Origin of the sequence: Belnapia arida (genome assembly GCF_016773205.1) — a bacterium.
GTDB classification, from domain to species: domain Bacteria; phylum Pseudomonadota; class Alphaproteobacteria; order Acetobacterales; family Acetobacteraceae; genus Belnapia; species Belnapia arida.
In genome coordinates, this window is sequence record NZ_JAETWB010000018.1 from 34,330 (window position 1) to 50,316 (window position 15,987).

General features: G+C 69.0%; 13 protein-coding genes. 8 read left to right on the plus strand and 5 right to left on the minus strand.

Going from position 1 to position 15,987, the window contains the following annotated elements; genetic code table 11:
- Positions 1–46: 46 nt before the first annotated feature.
- Complete coding sequence (dnaE, locus tag JMJ56_RS22835) at positions 47–3,502, plus strand: DNA polymerase III subunit alpha (RefSeq protein ID WP_202834081.1); 3,456 nt, start codon at positions 47–49, stop codon at positions 3,500–3,502.
- Here the strand turns inward: dnaE and ada are convergent.
- Positions 3,499–4,554, minus strand: a complete 1,056-nt coding sequence (gene ada, locus JMJ56_RS22840; protein WP_202834082.1) for a bifunctional DNA-binding transcriptional regulator/O6-methylguanine-DNA methyltransferase Ada — start codon at positions 4,552–4,554, stop codon at positions 3,499–3,501. The two genes, dnaE and ada, sit on opposite strands and share 4 nt — an antisense overlap.
- A 94-nt stretch (positions 4,555–4,648) precedes the next feature.
- On the opposite strand from ada, the gene JMJ56_RS22845 reads away from it, so the two are divergent.
- On the plus strand, positions 4,649–4,990 hold the full coding sequence (locus JMJ56_RS22845; protein WP_202834083.1) for a DOPA 4,5-dioxygenase family protein: 342 nt from the start codon (positions 4,649–4,651) through the stop codon (positions 4,988–4,990).
- Positions 4,991–5,205: 215 nt separating this feature from the next.
- Positions 5,206–5,991: an aquaporin Z gene (aqpZ, locus tag JMJ56_RS22850; protein ID WP_236038307.1), complete on the plus strand. Its 786-nt coding sequence runs from the start codon at positions 5,206–5,208 to the stop codon at positions 5,989–5,991.
- Positions 5,992–5,998: 7 nt separating this feature from the next.
- On the opposite strand, the gene JMJ56_RS22855 is transcribed toward aqpZ, so the two are convergent.
- From JMJ56_RS22855 to JMJ56_RS22865, 3 genes are read right to left on the minus strand one after another with little or no spacing between them, the layout of a single operon-like run.
- Positions 5,999–6,451, minus strand: a complete 453-nt coding sequence (locus JMJ56_RS22855; RefSeq protein WP_202834084.1) for a hypothetical protein — start codon at positions 6,449–6,451, stop codon at positions 5,999–6,001.
- The gene (locus JMJ56_RS22860) at positions 6,418–6,849 is read right to left on the minus strand and encodes a class I SAM-dependent methyltransferase (RefSeq protein ID WP_202834085.1); all 432 of its coding nucleotides are present in this window, start codon (positions 6,847–6,849) and stop codon (positions 6,418–6,420) included. Before JMJ56_RS22860 ends, JMJ56_RS22855 begins: the two co-directional genes overlap by 34 nt.
- Before the next feature lie 12 nt (positions 6,850–6,861).
- Positions 6,862–8,625, minus strand: coding sequence for an AMP-dependent synthetase/ligase (locus JMJ56_RS22865; RefSeq protein ID WP_202834086.1), 1,764 nt, complete (start codon positions 8,623–8,625; stop codon positions 6,862–6,864).
- 197 nt (positions 8,626–8,822) lie between these two features.
- Here JMJ56_RS22865 and JMJ56_RS22870 point away from each other — a divergent pair, with 197 nt between their 5' ends.
- The 5 genes from JMJ56_RS22870 to JMJ56_RS22890 all read left to right on the plus strand — a co-directional run bounded on the left by JMJ56_RS22870 (position 8,823) and on the right by JMJ56_RS22890 (position 15,066).
- The gene (locus JMJ56_RS22870; RefSeq protein ID WP_236038316.1) at positions 8,823–10,580 is read left to right on the plus strand and encodes a M3 family oligoendopeptidase; all 1,758 of its coding nucleotides are present in this window, start codon (positions 8,823–8,825) and stop codon (positions 10,578–10,580) included.
- Positions 10,573–11,949, plus strand: coding sequence for an ABC1 kinase family protein (locus JMJ56_RS22875; RefSeq protein ID WP_202834088.1), 1,377 nt, complete (start codon positions 10,573–10,575; stop codon positions 11,947–11,949). The genes JMJ56_RS22870 and JMJ56_RS22875 overlap by 8 nt, the downstream gene beginning before the upstream one ends.
- Before the next feature lie 124 nt (positions 11,950–12,073).
- Positions 12,074–13,231: a Re/Si-specific NAD(P)(+) transhydrogenase subunit alpha gene (locus JMJ56_RS22880; RefSeq protein ID WP_202834089.1), complete on the plus strand. Its 1,158-nt coding sequence runs from the start codon at positions 12,074–12,076 to the stop codon at positions 13,229–13,231.
- Between the two features lie 13 nt (positions 13,232–13,244).
- Entirely contained in the window at positions 13,245–13,646 is a 402-nt protein-coding gene (locus tag JMJ56_RS22885; RefSeq protein WP_202834090.1) for an NAD(P) transhydrogenase subunit alpha, read from the plus strand.
- Positions 13,647–13,650: 4 nt separating this feature from the next.
- Positions 13,651–15,066: an NAD(P)(+) transhydrogenase (Re/Si-specific) subunit beta gene (locus JMJ56_RS22890; RefSeq protein ID WP_202834091.1), complete on the plus strand. Its 1,416-nt coding sequence runs from the start codon at positions 13,651–13,653 to the stop codon at positions 15,064–15,066.
- Between the two features lie 56 nt (positions 15,067–15,122).
- Here the strand turns inward: JMJ56_RS22890 and JMJ56_RS22895 are convergent, their stop codons facing one another.
- Entirely contained in the window at positions 15,123–15,806 is a 684-nt protein-coding gene (locus JMJ56_RS22895; protein ID WP_202834092.1) for an isochorismatase family protein, read from the minus strand.
- Positions 15,807–15,987: the final 181 nt, after the last annotated feature.

Sequence of the window (15,987 nt, forward strand, 5' to 3'; positions counted from 1 at the left end):
GCGTGGATCATGCCGGGGAGGGTGCCGATGTGCTAGTCTCCCCGCCATGCGCGACGACTCGACGGCCGGCTTCGTCCATCTTCACGTCCATTCGAGCTATTCGCTCTCGGAAGGCGCCATCAAGGCGGAGAAGCTTGCAAGCCTCGCCAAGGACGCGGGGATGCCCGCCGTGGCGCTGACGGATACGGCGAACCTCTTCGGCGCGCTGGAATTCGCCCAAGGGTGCCAGGGCAAGGGCATCCAGCCGATCATGGGATGCCAGCTCTGGCTCTCCCGCGCCGCCTCCGACCCGCGGCCCGAGGCGGAGCGACTGCCGCCCGACCCGATCGTCGCCCTGGCGATGAATGCCCAGGGCTACGACAACCTCCAGCGCCTGTCCTCGCGCTCCTTTCTCGGCTCCGACGCTTCCGGCAAGCCCTGCCTCAGCTACACGACGCTGGAGGAGCATGCTGAGGGCATCTTCCTGCTGACCGGCGGCACGCTCGGCCCGGTCAGCCGGTTGCTCGCGGAAGGCCGGCGCGAGATGGCGGAAGCGCTGCTCCGCCGCTTCGCCGCCACCTTCCCCGACCGGCTGGCGGTCGAGCTGCACCGGCACGGCCTCGAGGTCGAGAAGGCGATCGAGCCCGCCCTGCTGGCGCTGGCCGATGAACTTGCGCTGCCCATCGTCGCCGCCAACGACGTCTATTTTGCCACGCGCACGATGCATGAGGCGCATGACGCGCTGCTCTGCATCGCCGAGAGCCGGACGCTGGCCGAGAAGGACCGCCGCCGCGTCACGCCGGAGCACTGGTTCAAGCCGGCTGCCGCCATGCGCACCCTCTTCGCCGACCTGCCGGATGCCTGCGACAACACCCTGGCCATCGCCCGTCGCTGCGCGGTGATGGCGGAGACGAAGAAGCCAGAGCTGCCGGTCTGCCCCAAGGTCCAGCCCGGCATGACCGAGGCGGAGACGGTGCGCGACATGGCTCGCCGCGGCCTGGTCGCCCGCCTCGACGCGGCAGGCATCGAGGCCGACCGCCGCGAGGTCTACACGACGCGCCTGGACTACGAGCTCGGCGTCATCGAGAGCATGGGCTTCGCCGGCTACTTCCTCATCGTCGCCGACTTCATCCAGTGGGCGAAGGCACAGGTGCCGCCCATCCCGGTAGGCCCCGGCCGCGGCTCGGGCGCCGGCTCGGTTGCCGCCTGGGCGCTGCAGATCACCGATCTCGACCCGCTGCGCTTCGGCCTGCTCTTCGAGCGCTTCCTCAACCCCGAGCGCGTCTCGATGCCGGATTTCGACATCGACTTCTGCCAGGACCGGCGCGACGAGGTCATCGCCTATGTCCGCCGCGAGTATGGCGAGGACCGGGTCGCGCAGATCATCACCTTCGGCAAGCTGCAGGCCAAGGCAGCAGTGCGCGACGTAGGCCGCGTGCTCGGCATGCCCTACGGGCAGGTCGACCGCATCGCCTCCCTCATCCCCTTCAACCCCGCGAAGCCGGTGACGCTCGCCCAGGCGATCGAGGGCGAGCCCCGCCTGCAGCAGATGCGCGACGCAGACGAGCAGGTCGCTCGTTTGCTCGAGATCGCCAACCAGCTGGAGGGCCTCTACCGCAACGCCTCGACGCATGCGGCCGGCGTCGTCATCGGCCGCAAGCCGCTGATCGACATCGTGCCACTCTACCGCGACCCGCGGAGCGATATGCTCATTACCCAGTACTCGATGAAGTATGTCGAGCAGGCAAGCCTGGTGAAGTTCGACTTCCTCGGCCTGAAGACGCTGACCGTCATCGAGCAGGCGCTCGAGATCCTGAAGGGGCAGGGGATCGAGGTCGACATCAACGCCATCCCGCTCGACGATGCCAAGACCTTCGAGATGCTGCGCAAGGGCGACGCCGCCGGGGTGTTCCAGTTCGAAGGCCAGGGCATGCGGGACTGCCTGCGGCAGATGCGTGTGGACCGCTTCGAGGACCTGGTTGCTGCCGTCTCGCTCTATCGCCCGGGCCCGATGGCCAACATCCCCGCCTATTGCCAGCGCAAGGCCGGCGAGCCCTGGGAGAGCCCGCACCCGAAGATCCACCCCATCCTGGAGGAGACCTTCGGCATCATGGTCTACCAGGAGCAGGTGATGCAGATCAGCCAGGAGCTGGCGGGCTACTCGCTCGGCGGCGCCGACCTGCTGCGCCGCGCCATGGGCAAGAAGATCGCCAAGGAGATGGAGCAGCAGCGCGCCATCTTCACGGAAGGCGCCGTGAAGAACGGCATCGAGCCGGCCAAGGCCACCGAGATCTTCGACATGATGGCGAAGTTCGCGGAATACGGCTTCAACAAGTCCCACGCGGCCGCCTACGCGCTGGTCAGCTACCAGACCGCCTGGCTCAAGGCGAACCACACCGTCGCCTTTCTCGCGGCCTCCATGACGCTCGACCTCGACAAGACCGAGAAGCTGGCGGGCCACATGCAGGAGTGCTCGCGCCTCGGCATCCCGGTGCTGCCACCCGACATCAACCGCTCCGGCGCCTTCTTCCTCGTCGAGCAGCAGGAGGACGGCAAGCCGGCCATCCGCTTCGCGCTCGCTGCGGTGAAGCGCGTCGGCGCGGCGGCGATGCAGGTGCTGGTCGCGGCGCGCGATGCGGGCCGGCCCTTTGCCTCGGTCGCCGACTTCGCCCACCGCGTCGACCCCAAGCTGCTCAACAAGATGCAGATCGAGAACCTGGCCAAGGCCGGCGCCTTTGACGCCATGGAGGGCAACCGCGCCAGGCTCGTCGCCGGCGCCGAGGTGGTGCTGCGCGCCGCGCAGGAAGCCGCCGAGCGGCGCGAGGACCCGACGGCCGACATGTTCGGCAGCGCTGGCGGCCCGGTGCCGCTGCGCCTCAAGGACATCCCCGACTGGCCGCAGCTCGAGAAGCTGGCCTATGAGGCGGAAGCGGTGGGCTTCCACCTCTCCGCCCATCCGCTCGACACCTATGGGGAGGTGCTGCGGCGCCTCGGCGCCACACCTTTCGTGGCGGTCGCCGACCGTGCCAAGGGCGGCTCCGCCAAGCTGACTCTGGCCGGTACCGTCGTCGCCACCAAGGAGCGGCCGACCCGCACCGGCAGCCGCATGTGCTGGCTGACACTTTCCGACCAGACCGGCAGCTTCGAGGTGACGCTGTTCAGCGAGGTGCTCAACCGCGTCCGCGACCTGCTGACCGAGGGCAATGCGCTGCTGGTCAAGGCCGAGGCGCGGCTCGACAACGACGCGCTCCGCCTGACCGCAAGCGAGGTGGAGAGCCTGGAGAAGGCCAGCCAGGGCGTCGGCCAGGGCATCCGCCTCTGGCTGGAGGGCCCGGCCGCAGTCGACCCGATCCGCACCCTGCTGGAGCGCGAGGGCAGGGGCCGCGGCCGCGTCGTCGTCGTCGCCCGCACCAGCGAGGGGCAGGAGGTGGAGTTGGCCCTGCCCGGCAAGTTCAACGTCTCGCCCCGGCTGATGCAGGCAATGAAGGTTCTGCCGGGCGTGGCGGAGGTGGAGGCGGTCTAGCCTTTCGCTCCCGCCCGCTCCTTCGCCAGCAGCGCCCGCTTCCGCGGCACGCCCCAGCGATAGCCGGTGAGGTCGCCATCGGCGCCCACCACGCGATGGCAGGGCACCGCCAGCGAGACGTGGTTCTGCGCGCAGGCCCGCGCGACGGCACGGATCGCCCGCGGCGCGCCAATGGCGATGGCCATCTGCCCATAGGTCCGCGTCTCGCCGAAGGGGATGGCCTGCAATGCCTCCCAGACGCGCCGCTGGAAGGCGGTGCCGCGCAGGTCGAGCGGCAGGGCGAGGGCCGCCTTCGGCTCATCCAGGAATTCCACGACCTGCCGCACCGTTTCCGCCAGCGCCTCCGGTGCAGGCTCGATCCGCGCCTTGGGGAAGCGCTGCCGCACATCGCCCTCCAGCGCGTCGAAATCCTCCGCAAAGCCGATGAAGCAGACACCGCTCTCCGTCGCCCCGACCATCAGCGGCCCGAGCACGCTGGTCGCCGTGGCGATGCGGATCGTCTCGCCCTCGCCGCCACGCCGTGCGGCGCCCGGGGTCATCCCCAGCACCCGCCCCGGCGCCCCATAGACCCGGCTCTCGCTGCCATAGCCGGCGCCGGCGACGGCCTCCGCCACCCGGTCGCCTGCCGCCAGCGAGGCCTGCAACCGCCGCGCCCGGACCGAAGCTGCATAGGAATGCGGCGTGACGCCCGTGATCTCCTTGAACAGCCGCAGGAAGTGGTGCCGCGCATAGCCGGCGTGCGCGGCCAGCGTCGCCAGCGAGGGCGCCGCCTCGCTCGCCTCGATCAGGTCGCAGGCGGCGCGGATGGCGGCGGCGTGGATGGCGGCCCGCTCGCCCTTCGGGTCGCAGCGCTTGCAGGCGCGGAAGCCCTCCGCCTCCGCCGCCGGCGCATCGGCGTAGAAACGGACATTCTGCCGGAGCGGCTGGCGCGAGGGACAGCCGGTCCGGCAATAGACCCCCTGGGTGGTGACGGCATAGAGGAAGGCGCCGCAATCGGGCGTCGGGTCGCGGGCCAGCAGGGCTTCCCAGCGCAGGGCATCTTGGTCGAGCATCGGTCGGTCCTCCTCGTCGCTGCTGGTGTCAGGATGGCGATGCGGGCCTTCGGCAGCCATCCGGGCATTGCCCCGGCATGAAGGGAAGGAAGCGATGACCGAGGCGATCACCGGCTGGCATGCCCATGTCTACTACGATCCGGTCTCCACCCGCAGCACCGCCGCGGCGCTGCGCGAGGCGATCGCCGCCCGCTTCCCGGTGGCGGTGCTCGGCCGCTGGCACGATTCCCCGGTCGGCCCGCATCCCTCCGCCATGTACCAGGTCGCCTTCGGTCCCGAATTGCTGCCCGGCCTTCTGCCCTTCCTCGCCCTGAACCGCGCCGGCCTCGCCATCCTCGTACATCCGGAGACAGGCCGCGCCCGAGCCGACCATTCCGCCCATGCGCTGTGGATGGGCGCAATGCTGCCGCTCAGGCTGGACGTCCTGCCAGCGTAGCCGGTACCGCCTCCATCGCCCGGCGCAGTCGGTCCTGCGCTCCGGGTACGGTCCGTGGCATGCGACGTGCCGAGACGCATATTCTGTGCGAGCCCAAAGGTTGCCGAAGGCGGAGAACAGTTTCTCGCGATTTCTATCGAACTCTTAGGCAATTCGTATACGAATTTGGCCCGGACGCCGCCGTATTCCCGGCGGCGCACCGAGAGGACATCTCAATGTCTCGCAAACTCGTCGCGGAATTCCTCGGCACGCTCTGGCTCGTGCTTGGGGGATGCGGAAGCGCCTTGCTCGCTGCGGCCTTTCCGGATGTTGGCATCGGATTGCTCGGGGTCTCGCTCGCCTTTGGGCTGACCGTGCTGACCATGGCCTTCGCAATCGGCCATATCTCCGGCTGCCACCTGAACCCCGCCGTCACCTGCGGCCTGGTCGCCGCCGGCCGCTTCCAGGCCTCGGAGGCGCTGCCCTATATCGGCGCGCAGGTGATCGGCGGCGTGGCAGGCGCCTTCCTGCTCTATGCCATCGCCTCCGGCCAGCCGGGCTTCGACCTTGCGATGAAGGGGCTGGCGGCGAACGGCTTCGGCGAGGCTTCGCCCGGGAAGTTCGACATGGTCTCGGGCTTCGTCACCGAGGCAGTGATGACCTTCTTCTTCCTCGTCGTCATCCTCGGCGCCACCTCGATGCGTGCGCCGCCAGGCTTCGCTCCCATCGCCATCGGCCTCTGCCTGACGCTGATCCACCTGATCAGCATCCCGGTCACCAACACCAGCGTGAACCCGGCCCGCAGCACCGGCCCCGCTTTCGTGCTCGGCGGCCTCGCCTTGCAGCAGCTCTGGCTGTTCTGGGTGGCGCCCATCCTCGGCGGGGTCGCCGGTGGTCTGCTGCATCGCTGGCTGAGCACGGAGGAAACCGCCGATGCCATCGACCGCGCCGTGGCGGCAGCCGAGGCGCTGACCGCCGAGCCGGAAGCCCTCGCCCCCATGCCGGCGCGCCAGCCGCGCTGACCCGGGCTCAGCCCCGCGCCGTCACCAGCCAGATGGCCGCCGCGGGCATCACCACCCCGCCGGGCCCTTCCATGGCCTGGTAGAAGGCGAGGAGGCGGTGCCGCACAGCCTCCCGCACCTCCTCAGGCGCCCCTTGCAGCGCCCGACTGACCTGGCCGAGCGTCATGGCGAAATCCGCCGCCTCGGCTGCATCGGCACCGAGCCGCATCGGCACGTCCTCCGGCGCCAGCGCCACCTCGCCGAAGCCCGCGTCGCGCAGGATGCGCTCCACCCGCGCCGGATCGGCAAAGGCGAACTGCCCCGGCTCCTCCGGACCGGAGGGCGGCGGGAGCGGGATCAGGTCCCGCACCGCCGCCGCGGCGCCGGTCGTCCAGCGATTCTCGGCGGCGGCGCGGAAGGCCGCCAGCACCAGCCGCGCCTCCGGCTTCAGCGCCGCCCGCAGATGGGCGAAGGCCGCCACCGGCTCTGGAAGAACATCACCCCGAAGCGCGAGGCCAGCAGGTCGAAGCCGCCGGACGGGAAGGGATGCGCCGCAGCATCGGCCAGAAGCGCCTCGGCCTGGGCGAGCCCCGCCGCTGCGATCCGCCGCCGCGCGGCCTCCACCGATTCCGCCGCGATATCGACGCCCAGCACCCGCCCGTCGGGGCCGACCCGTTCCGCCAGGGCGATGGTCGAGGTGCCGCTGCCGCAGCCGATATCGAGCACATGCTCGCCAGGGCGCGGAGCCGCCCGCGCCAGGAGCAGGTCGAGTACCGGCGCGAAACGGGCGTCGATCCGCTCATGCTCCCGCGCCCAGGCCCGCGTCGCTGGCCCGTTCCAGTAGGCGGCTTGCGCCGCGTTCGGCCCTTCCTGCGTCATGCCCGCTCTCCGCTACTTGGTGAGCGCCTGGATCTCCGTCGCATGGCGCTCCAGCACGGCCCGGCGCTTCACCTTCATGGTCGGCGTCAGCAGCCCGTTCTCCACCGAGAAGGCGGCCGGCGCCATGCCCCAGCGGCGGATGCGCTCGATGTTGGAGAGCCGCGCATTCACCCGCGCCACCGCCTGGGCGAGCCCCGCCTCATGACCCTCGGCCGGCACGAGCAGGGCGACGACGCCTGGCTGCCCCTCGCCGGCGACGACGGCCTGGGCGACCTCCGGCTCCGCCATCAGCAGCGATTCCAGCTTGGCTGGGCTCACCATGTCGCCGCCGAGCGTCTTGATGAAGTCCCGCTTGCGGTCGGTGATGGTGATCCGCCTGTCCTCGATCCGCGCCACGTCGCCGGTATGCAACCAGGGCGCCTCGCCGGGCTCGACGGTACGGATCGCCGCCGCCGTCGCCGTCGGGTTGCCCCAATAGCCGTCCATCACCAGCGGGCCGCGCACCAGCAGCTCGCCATCCTCGGCGAGCCGCGCCTCCACCCCAGGCAGTGGGTAGCCGACCGTCTGCCGCACGTTGTCCCAAGGCGGGTTGACCGCGATCACCGGCCCCGCCTCCGTCTGCCCATAGCCCTGGATCAGCGGCAGGCCAAAGCCGATGAAAAAGCCGGAGAGGTCCGGATCGAGCCGCGCCCCGCCGCAGACCATCGCCTGGAGGTGGCCGCCGAAGCGTGCCCGCACCTTCCCCCGCACCAGCCGCTCCAGCACCGCATCCTGCACCTGCTCCAGCAGGGAGAGCCGCCCGCCATCCGCCCGCTTCAGCCCGAGCGCCAGCGCCCGGTGAAAAAGCCGCTGGCGGAAGGGTGTTTCCTTCTCCAGCTGCGCCAGCATCCGGCCGCGCAGCACCTCGAAGAGCCGCGGCACGGCGGTGATGATGCTCGGGCGGAACTCCTGGAACTCGGCCGAGAGCCGGTCGGCGCCGCGCGAATAGACCACCTCCACCCCGAGCGAGGGCAGCAGGAAGACGCCGACCGTGTGCTCGTAGCTGTGCGAGAGCGGCAGGAAGGAAAGATAGACCGTGCCGTCCAGCCGGAGGCGCTTGGCCAGCGCCGCAACGCCGTCGCGGTTGGCCAGCATCGCCCGGTGCGGCAGCATCACCCCGCGCGGCGTGCCCCCGGTACCGGAGGTGTAGATCAGGCAGGCGAGGCGGCCGGAGGGAATCTGCTCCGCCTCCGCCATCAGCAACGGCAAGTCGCCCGGCTCCGCCAGCAACTCAGGCCAATGGGCAAAGCGCGCGGCCGCACCCTCAGGCGGCATCGCATCGAGGCCGATCAGCAGGTCGAGCCCCGCCGGCGCCGCCTTCGCCACCCGCGCCGCCAGGGCGGGCGAGGAGACAATCGCGATGCGTGCCCCGGAGTCGCGCAGGATATGCGCATGGTCCGCCTCGGTGTTGGTGGTGTAGGTCGGCACGGTGACAGCACCGATCGCCATCAGCGCCACATCGGCGATGTTGAATTCCGGGCGGCTCTCGCTGACCAGCAGCACCCGGTCGCCCGGCATGACACCGGCGCCGCGCAGCCAGGCAGCGGCGCTGGCGACGCCGAGGGCAAATTGTCCCCAGCTCAGCCGCTGCCAGCCGCCCTGGCGCCAGTAGCGGACCATGGGCCGGTCCGGCCGCTGGCGGGCGATGTCGAGCAGCATCCAGGGCAGGCTGCCCCAAGGAGTTTCGCCCGGGCTGCCGGTGAAGGCATCCGCCTGGCTGGGACCGATATCCGGCATTCCGCGTGCTTCCCCCTGCTTCGTGGCTTGGCCCTGCCTGCCTGCGCCATATATGCAATGCCGTGACCCGAGCCGAGCCCCAATCGCCCCCGCCCCAGGCCGCCGCGGATGCCGCCGCCGCCGGGGCCACCCGCCCGGCCCCTCTCTCCGGGGCCGTCCTCTCACCCCTCGATGCCGGCGGCGAGGCGGGCCCGCCCCTGCCGGTCTGGGATCTTTCCGACCTCTATGCCTCGCCAGAGGATCCGCGCCTCGCCGCCGATCTCGACCGGGCGGAGGAGGAGGGCAAGGCCTTCGCCGCCCGCCTGTCCGGCAAGCTCGGCGGCCTCTCGGGCGACGCCCTCGCCGAGGCGATCGGCCAGTACGAGCGGATCGAGGAGATGCTTGGCCGTGCTATGAGCTTCGGGCAGCTCATCTTCGCCGGCGATGCCACCGACCCGGCCAATGGCCGCTTCTACCAGACCCTGCAGGAGCGGGTGACGGCGATCAGCAGCCACCTGCTGTTCCTAACGCTCGAGCTGAACCGGCTGGACGACGCCGAGATCGAGCGCAAGCTCGCCGGCAGCCCGGCACTCGCCCGCTGGCAGCCCTGGCTGCGCGACCTGCGCGTCTTCCGCCCGCACCAGCTCTCCGACGAGATCGAGAAGCTGCTGCACGAGAAGGAGGTCACCGGCCGCTCCGCCTGGAACCGCCTCTTCGACGAGACCATCGCCAACATGCAGGTGCGGATCGGTGATGAGGAGCTAACGGTCTCGGCTGCCCTCAACCGCCTCTCCGACCGTGACCGCTCGGTGCGCGCCGCTGCGGCCGAGAGCATCTCGGCGGCCTTTGGCAGCCAGGTGCGGCTGTTCTCGCTGATCACCAACACCCTCGCCAAGGACAAGGAGATCATCGACAACTGGCGGCGCTACCCGCGTCCCGGATCCTCCCGCAACCGGGCCAACATGGTCGAAGACGAGGTGGTGGACGCGCTAGTGACGGCGGTGCGCGACAGCTTCCCACGCCTCTCCCACCGCTATTACTCCATGAAGGCCAAGTGGCTTGGCCTGCCGAAGCTGCAGCACTGGGACCGCAACGCCCCCTTGCCCGAGGAGCAGGACCGCGCCATTGCCTGGCCCGACGCGGTGCGGACGGTGCTCGACAGCTACCGCGCCTTCAGCCCGGAACTCGCCGAGATCGGCGGCCGCTTCTTCGACAAGCCCTGGATCGATGCCGCGCTCCGTCCCGGCAAGGCGAGCGGCGCCTTCGCGCACCCGACCGTGCCGAGTGCGCATCCCTATCTGTTGCTCAACTACCACGGCAAGTCGCGCGACGTGATGACGCTCGCCCATGAGCTCGGCCATGGTGTGCATCAGGTGCTGGCGGGCGACCAGGGCTACCTGCTCTCTGGCACCCCGCTGACCTTGGCCGAGACCGCCTCGGTCTTCGGCGAGATGCTGACCTTCCGTGGCCTGCTCGATGCCGAGCAGGACCCGAAGCGCCGCCGGCTGATGCTGGCCGGCAAGGTTGAGGACATGCTGAATACGGTGGTGCGGCAGATCGCCTTCTACCGTTTCGAGACCCTGCTGCATGACGAGCGCCGCCGCGGCGAGCTTTCTGCCGAGCGCATCGCCGAGCTCTGGATGCAGGTGCAGCGCGAGAGCCTCGGCCCCGCCTTCGACTTCACCGAGGATTACGGCGTCTACTGGGCCTACATCCCGCACTTCATCCACTCGCCCTTCTATGTCTATGCCTATGCCTTCGGCGATTGCTTGGTGAATGCCCTCTACGGCGTCTACCGCGAGGGCCGCGTCCCCGACTTCGAGCGGAAATACCTCGACCTGCTGCGCGCCGGCGGCACGTTGCGGCACAAGGAGCTACTGGCGCCCTTCGGCCTCGACGCCTCGGACCCGGCCTTCTGGCAGCGCGGCCTCGACGTCATCGCCAGCTTCATCGATGAATTGGAACAGGATGTCTGAGCGCAGCCCCGAAAGCACCATCTTCGGCGAACTGCGCCGGATGGCGCGCACCTCCGGCGCCGTCGGCGGCATCGCCGCCCGCGTCGCCGGGGAACGCATCTTTGGCGTGAAGACCGACAAGACGGCGCATGCGGAGGACCTGAAGGCGATCCTCGGCGGCCTCAAGGGCCCGTTGATGAAGGTCGCCCAGTTCCTCTCGACCGTTCCCGACGCCCTGCCGGAGGAGTATGCGCAGGAGCTGGCGACCCTCCAGTCCAACGCCCCGCCGATGGGCTGGCCTTTCGTCCGCCGCCGCATGGGCTCTGAGCTCGGCCCGGCCTGGGAGAGCCGCTTCAAGAGCTTCGGCCGCGAGGCCGCCGCGGCCGCCAGCCTTGGCCAGGTCCATCGCGCGACACTGCCGGACGGGCGGGAAGTTGCCTGCAAGTTGCAATACCCGGACATGCCCAGCGTGGTGGAGGCCGACCTTCGCCAGCTCAAGCTCGCGGTCAGCCTCTACCGCCGGATGGACAGCGCCCTCGACAATGGTGAAGTCTACCAGGAGATGTGCGACCGGCTGCGCGAGGAGCTGGACTACCTCCGCGAGGCCTCGCAGATGCGCCTCTACGGCATCATGATGCGCGACACGCCGGACGTCTCGATCCCGACGCCGGTCGAAGAGCTCTGCACCAAGCGGCTACTGACGATGAGCTGGCTTGACGGCCGCGCCATCATCAAGCGGCTCGAGGAGGATCCGCCGCTCGAGGAGCGCAATGCCTATGCGAAGGCGCTGTTCCGCGCGTGGTACAAGCCTTTTTACCAGTACGGCGTCATCCATGGAGACCCGCATCTCGGCAACTACCAGGTGCGGCCGGACCGGGCGGGCATCAACCTCCTCGACTTCGGCACCATCCGGGTCTTCCCGCCGAGCTTCGTCGGCGGCGTCATCCTGCTCTACGAGGCGGTGCGCGACGGCGACGACGACAAGGCGGCCGAGGCCTACCGCATCTGGGGCTTCCGCAACCTCTCGAAGGAGACGATGGAGGTGCTGAGCCTTTGGGCCAAGTTCCTCTACGAACCCCTGGTGCAGGACCGCGTCCGCCCGATCCAGGAGGTCGATGACATGTCCTATGGCCGCAAGATGGCGGCCAAGGTGCATGAGGGGCTGAAGCGCACCGGCGGAGTCCGCATCCCGCGCGAATTCCCGCTGATGGACCGCGCCGCGATCGGCCTCGGCAGCGTCTTCTTGCGGTTGCGCGCGCAGATGAACTGGCATCAGATGTTCATGGAACTGGCCGAGGACTTCTCCGAGGCGGAACTGACCGAACGGCAGGTGTCTGGACTGCGTGAAGCCGGGGTGCCGGCCGCGACGGCGGGTGCCGCTGCCAAATAGGCAGGCCGCCTATTCCACGGGCTTGGGCATGGGTTTGCCCAAATCCGTGGCCACGCCTCGGACATTCCATCTTGCCTCCCCGCGATCACATGCGCATGTTCCGCGCCCGAAGGGGGAGACCCGCATGCGACTTGCAGTGCTCAAGGAACGCCGCCCGGCCGAGACCCGGGTCGCCGCCACGCCCGAGACGGTGAAGAAATTTACCGCCCTCGGCCTTTCGGTCGCCATCGAGGCCGGGGCCGGCCTCAGCGCCGGCATCCCCGATGCCGAATACACCGCCGCTGGTGCGGAACTTGCCCCGGATGCCGCCGCCGCCCTCCAGGGCGCCGCCGTCGTGCTGAAGGTGCGTGCCCCGCTCGCCGCCGGCGAGGGCGAGGCCGACGAACTCTCCCTCATCCCCCGCGGCGCCCTGATGCTCGGCCAGCTCCAGGCGACGCCGGAGATGGCCTCCGCCTATGCCAAGGCCGGCATCGATGCCGGGGCGATGGAGCTGCTGCCGCGCATTACCCGCGCACAGAGCATGGACATCCTCTCCTCGCAGGCGAACCTCGCCGGCTACCGCGCCGTCATCGAGGCTGCCTCCGCTTTCGATCGTGGCTTTCCGATGCTGATGACGGCCGCCGGCACCATTCCGGCCGCCAATGTCTTCATTATGGGCGCCGGCGTCGCCGGGCTGCAGGCGATCGCGACCGCCCGCCGCCTCGGCGGCCGCGTCTCGGCAACCGATGTGCGCCCGGCCGCGAAGGAGGAGATCAAGTCCCTCGGCGCCAGCTTCGTCGGCTACGAGGACGAGGAAAGCAAGGCCGCCCAGACTGCAGGCGGCTACGCGAAGCAGCTCTCGGCCAATTTCTACGCCAAGCAGGCCGAGGTGGTGGCGACCCATATCGCCAAGCAGGACATCGTCATCACCACCGCGCTGGTGCAGGGCCGCAAGGCGCCGACGCTGGTGACGGCGGAGATGGTCCGCAGCATGAAGCCCGGCAGCGTCATCGTCGACATCGCCTCCGATGCCGGCGGCAACGTGGCGCTGACCAAGCCGGGCGAGGTCGTGACGACAGACAACGGCGTGACGATCCTTGGCCATTCCAACTGGCCCGGTCGCATCCCGGCCGCCGCCTCCGCCCTCTATGCGCGCAACCTCCTGACTTTCCTCATCACCTTCTGGGACAAGGAGGCCAAGGCGCCGAAGCTGCCGGAGAGCGACGAGATCGTGAAGGGCGTGCTGCTGACCCGAGGCGGCGCCGTGATCCACCCGAGCCTCGCCCCCGCCCAGGCCGCCTGAGGAGACCAGAGCGATGAATCCCACCGACCTGGCCAACCAGGCCAGCGCCACGGCGCAGCGCGCGCTGGAGCTGGCCGCGCAGGCACGCATGCTGGCCGAGGCGCATGTCGCCCCGGTCGCCGCCGCGGCCGATCCCTTCCTCTATCTGCTGACGATCTTCCTGCTCGCCTGCTTCGTCGGCTACTACGTGGTCTGGAACGTGACGCCGGCGCTGCACAGCCCGCTGATGGGCGTGACCAACGCCATCTCCTCGGTCATCGTCGTCGGCGCCATTCTGGCGACGGGTCTCGGCGAGAGCCTCGCGGCGCAGGTCTTCGGCTTCCTCGCCGCGGCGCTGGCTGCGGTGAACATCTTCGGTGGCTTCATCGTGACGCGCCGGATGCTGGCCATGTTCCAGTCGAAGAAGAAGGGCTGAGACCGTGGCCGCAACCCTCTCGACGCTCGCCTATCTCGTCGCCGCTGTCCTCTTCATCCTGGCGCTGCGCGGCCTTTCCCATCCGACCACCTCGCGGCGGGGCAACCTGTACGGCATGGTCGGCATGGGCATCGCCATCGTCGCCACCCTGCTCCGCCCTGGAATGGGTGGCGGCGGCATCGGGCTGATCATCCTGGCGCTCGCCATCGGCGGCGGGGCAGGGGCTTATATAGCCTCGCGCATCCAGATGACGGCGCTCCCGCAGCTTGTCGCCGCCTTCCACTCGCTGGTCGGCCTCTCGGCGGTCTTCGTCGCGGCCGCGGCCTTCTACGCGCCGGAGAGCTTCGGCATCGGCCATGCCGGGGAAATCCATGGCGGCTCGCTCGTCGAGATGTCGCTCGGCCTCGCCATCGGCGCGATCACCTTCTCCGGCTCGGTGATCGCCTTCGCCAAGCTGCAGGCGCTGATGTCCGGCGCGCCGATCACCTTCAAGGGTCAGCATTGGCTGAACCTCGGCCTCGGCATCCTGCTGCTGGTGCTGGTCATCGCCTTCGTCGCCTCGGGCAGCGCGGCGCTGTTCTGGCTGATCGCCATCCTCGCCTTCGCTCTCGGCTTCCTGCTCATCATCCCGATCGGCGGCGCCGACATGCCGGTCGTCGTTTCCATGTTGAACAGCTACTCCGGCTGGGCGGCGGCGGGTATCGGCTTCACCCTCAGCAACCTGCTGCTGATCGTAACCGGCGCGCTGGTCGGCGCCTCGGGTGCCATCCTCTCCTACATCATGTGTAAGGGCATGAACCGCAGCATCATCAACGTGCTGCTGGGCGGCTTCGGCACGGATGCTGGTGGGGCCGCGGCCGCTGGCGGCGGCGGCGGCGGAGAGCGGGCCCCGGTGAAGGCCGGCAGTCCGGAGGACGCCGCCTACATCATGAAGAACGCCCAGAAGATCATCGTCGTGCCCGGCTACGGCATGGCGGTGGCGCAGGCCCAGCAGGTGCTGCGCGAGATGGGCGACCTGCTGAAGAAGGAAGGCGCGCAGGTGGAATACGCCATTCACCCCGTCGCCGGCCGTATGCCCGGGCATATGAACGTGCTGCTGGCGGAGGCGAATGTCCCGTATGAGGACGTGAAGGAGTTGGAGGAGATCAACCCGGAATTCGCCGAGGCCGACGTGGCCTTCGTCATTGGCGCCAATGACGTGACGAACCCGGCGGCGAAGACCGACAAGTCCAGTCCGATCTACGGCATGCCGATCCTTGACGTGGAGCGGGCGAAGACCGTGTTCTTCATCAAGCGTGGCATGGCGAGCGGCTATGCCGGCGTCGACAACGAGCTCTTCTTCCGTCCCAACACGATGATGCTCTTCGGCGATGCCAAAAAAGTCACGCAGGAGATCGTGCAAGCTCTCCAACGTGACTGAAAAAGCCAAAGAATTGGATGAGGAGGCCGGGGAGAATACCTTCTCCCCGGCCTTTTTTATTGGTTGTTGAGCAAGGCGGCCCGCAACTCGGCCCCCGTGGTCAGCCATCCGAAGAACTTCTCGACGTTGAACTCGGTGGCCTCCTGCGCCCCCGGCCCGGCGGCCATGGTCGCGTCGGTCACCATCACCGGGAAGAACTCCCTGTGGTACGCATCCCGGATCGTGCTCTCCACGCAGACATTGGTGGCAACGCCCGCGACCAGCACCGTCCTGATCCGCCGCGAGGCGAGGATCTGCTCCAGGCCCGTTCCCGCGAAGCCGCTGTAGCGCGACTTCGGCACGACGATATCCCCAGGCTGTGGCGCCAACGGATTGACGATCGCGTGGTCCCAGGTGCCGTGGGTGATGAGCGTGCCGGCATAAGCCTCGTTGGCGCGCATGAATTTCAGCGCATTCGACTTGTGCCAGACCGGTGCCGAAGGGCCGCCGGCCTCGCGCTGGTCGGCTGAAAAGCCGTTCTGGAGGTAGATGACCGGAATACCCGCGCCACGGCAGGCGGCGATCGCCCGCGCCGCTTCCTCGATCACGGGCGGGGAGCCGCCGACATCGAACCCCACTAGGTCGATATAGCCGCCTGGCGAGAGATAGGCGTTCTGCATATCGACGACGATCAGTGCCGTCTCTTCCGGGACTACGGCGATCGGTTCCGGCCGGGCGGCAAGCAGGACGGTGCGGGGCATGGCAGACCCTCGTTGGGATGTACGCCGACTTGCAAGCACGTGACATGCCATTTAACGATCATCACGTTCCTGTTCATCAACAATCTGATAAATGACTCCCGGCGATTGCGGAGTTACCCGGGAGATCCAACTACCCGAAGCGCAACGACAATGCCCGATGGTATGCAACAACAGAGCCTGT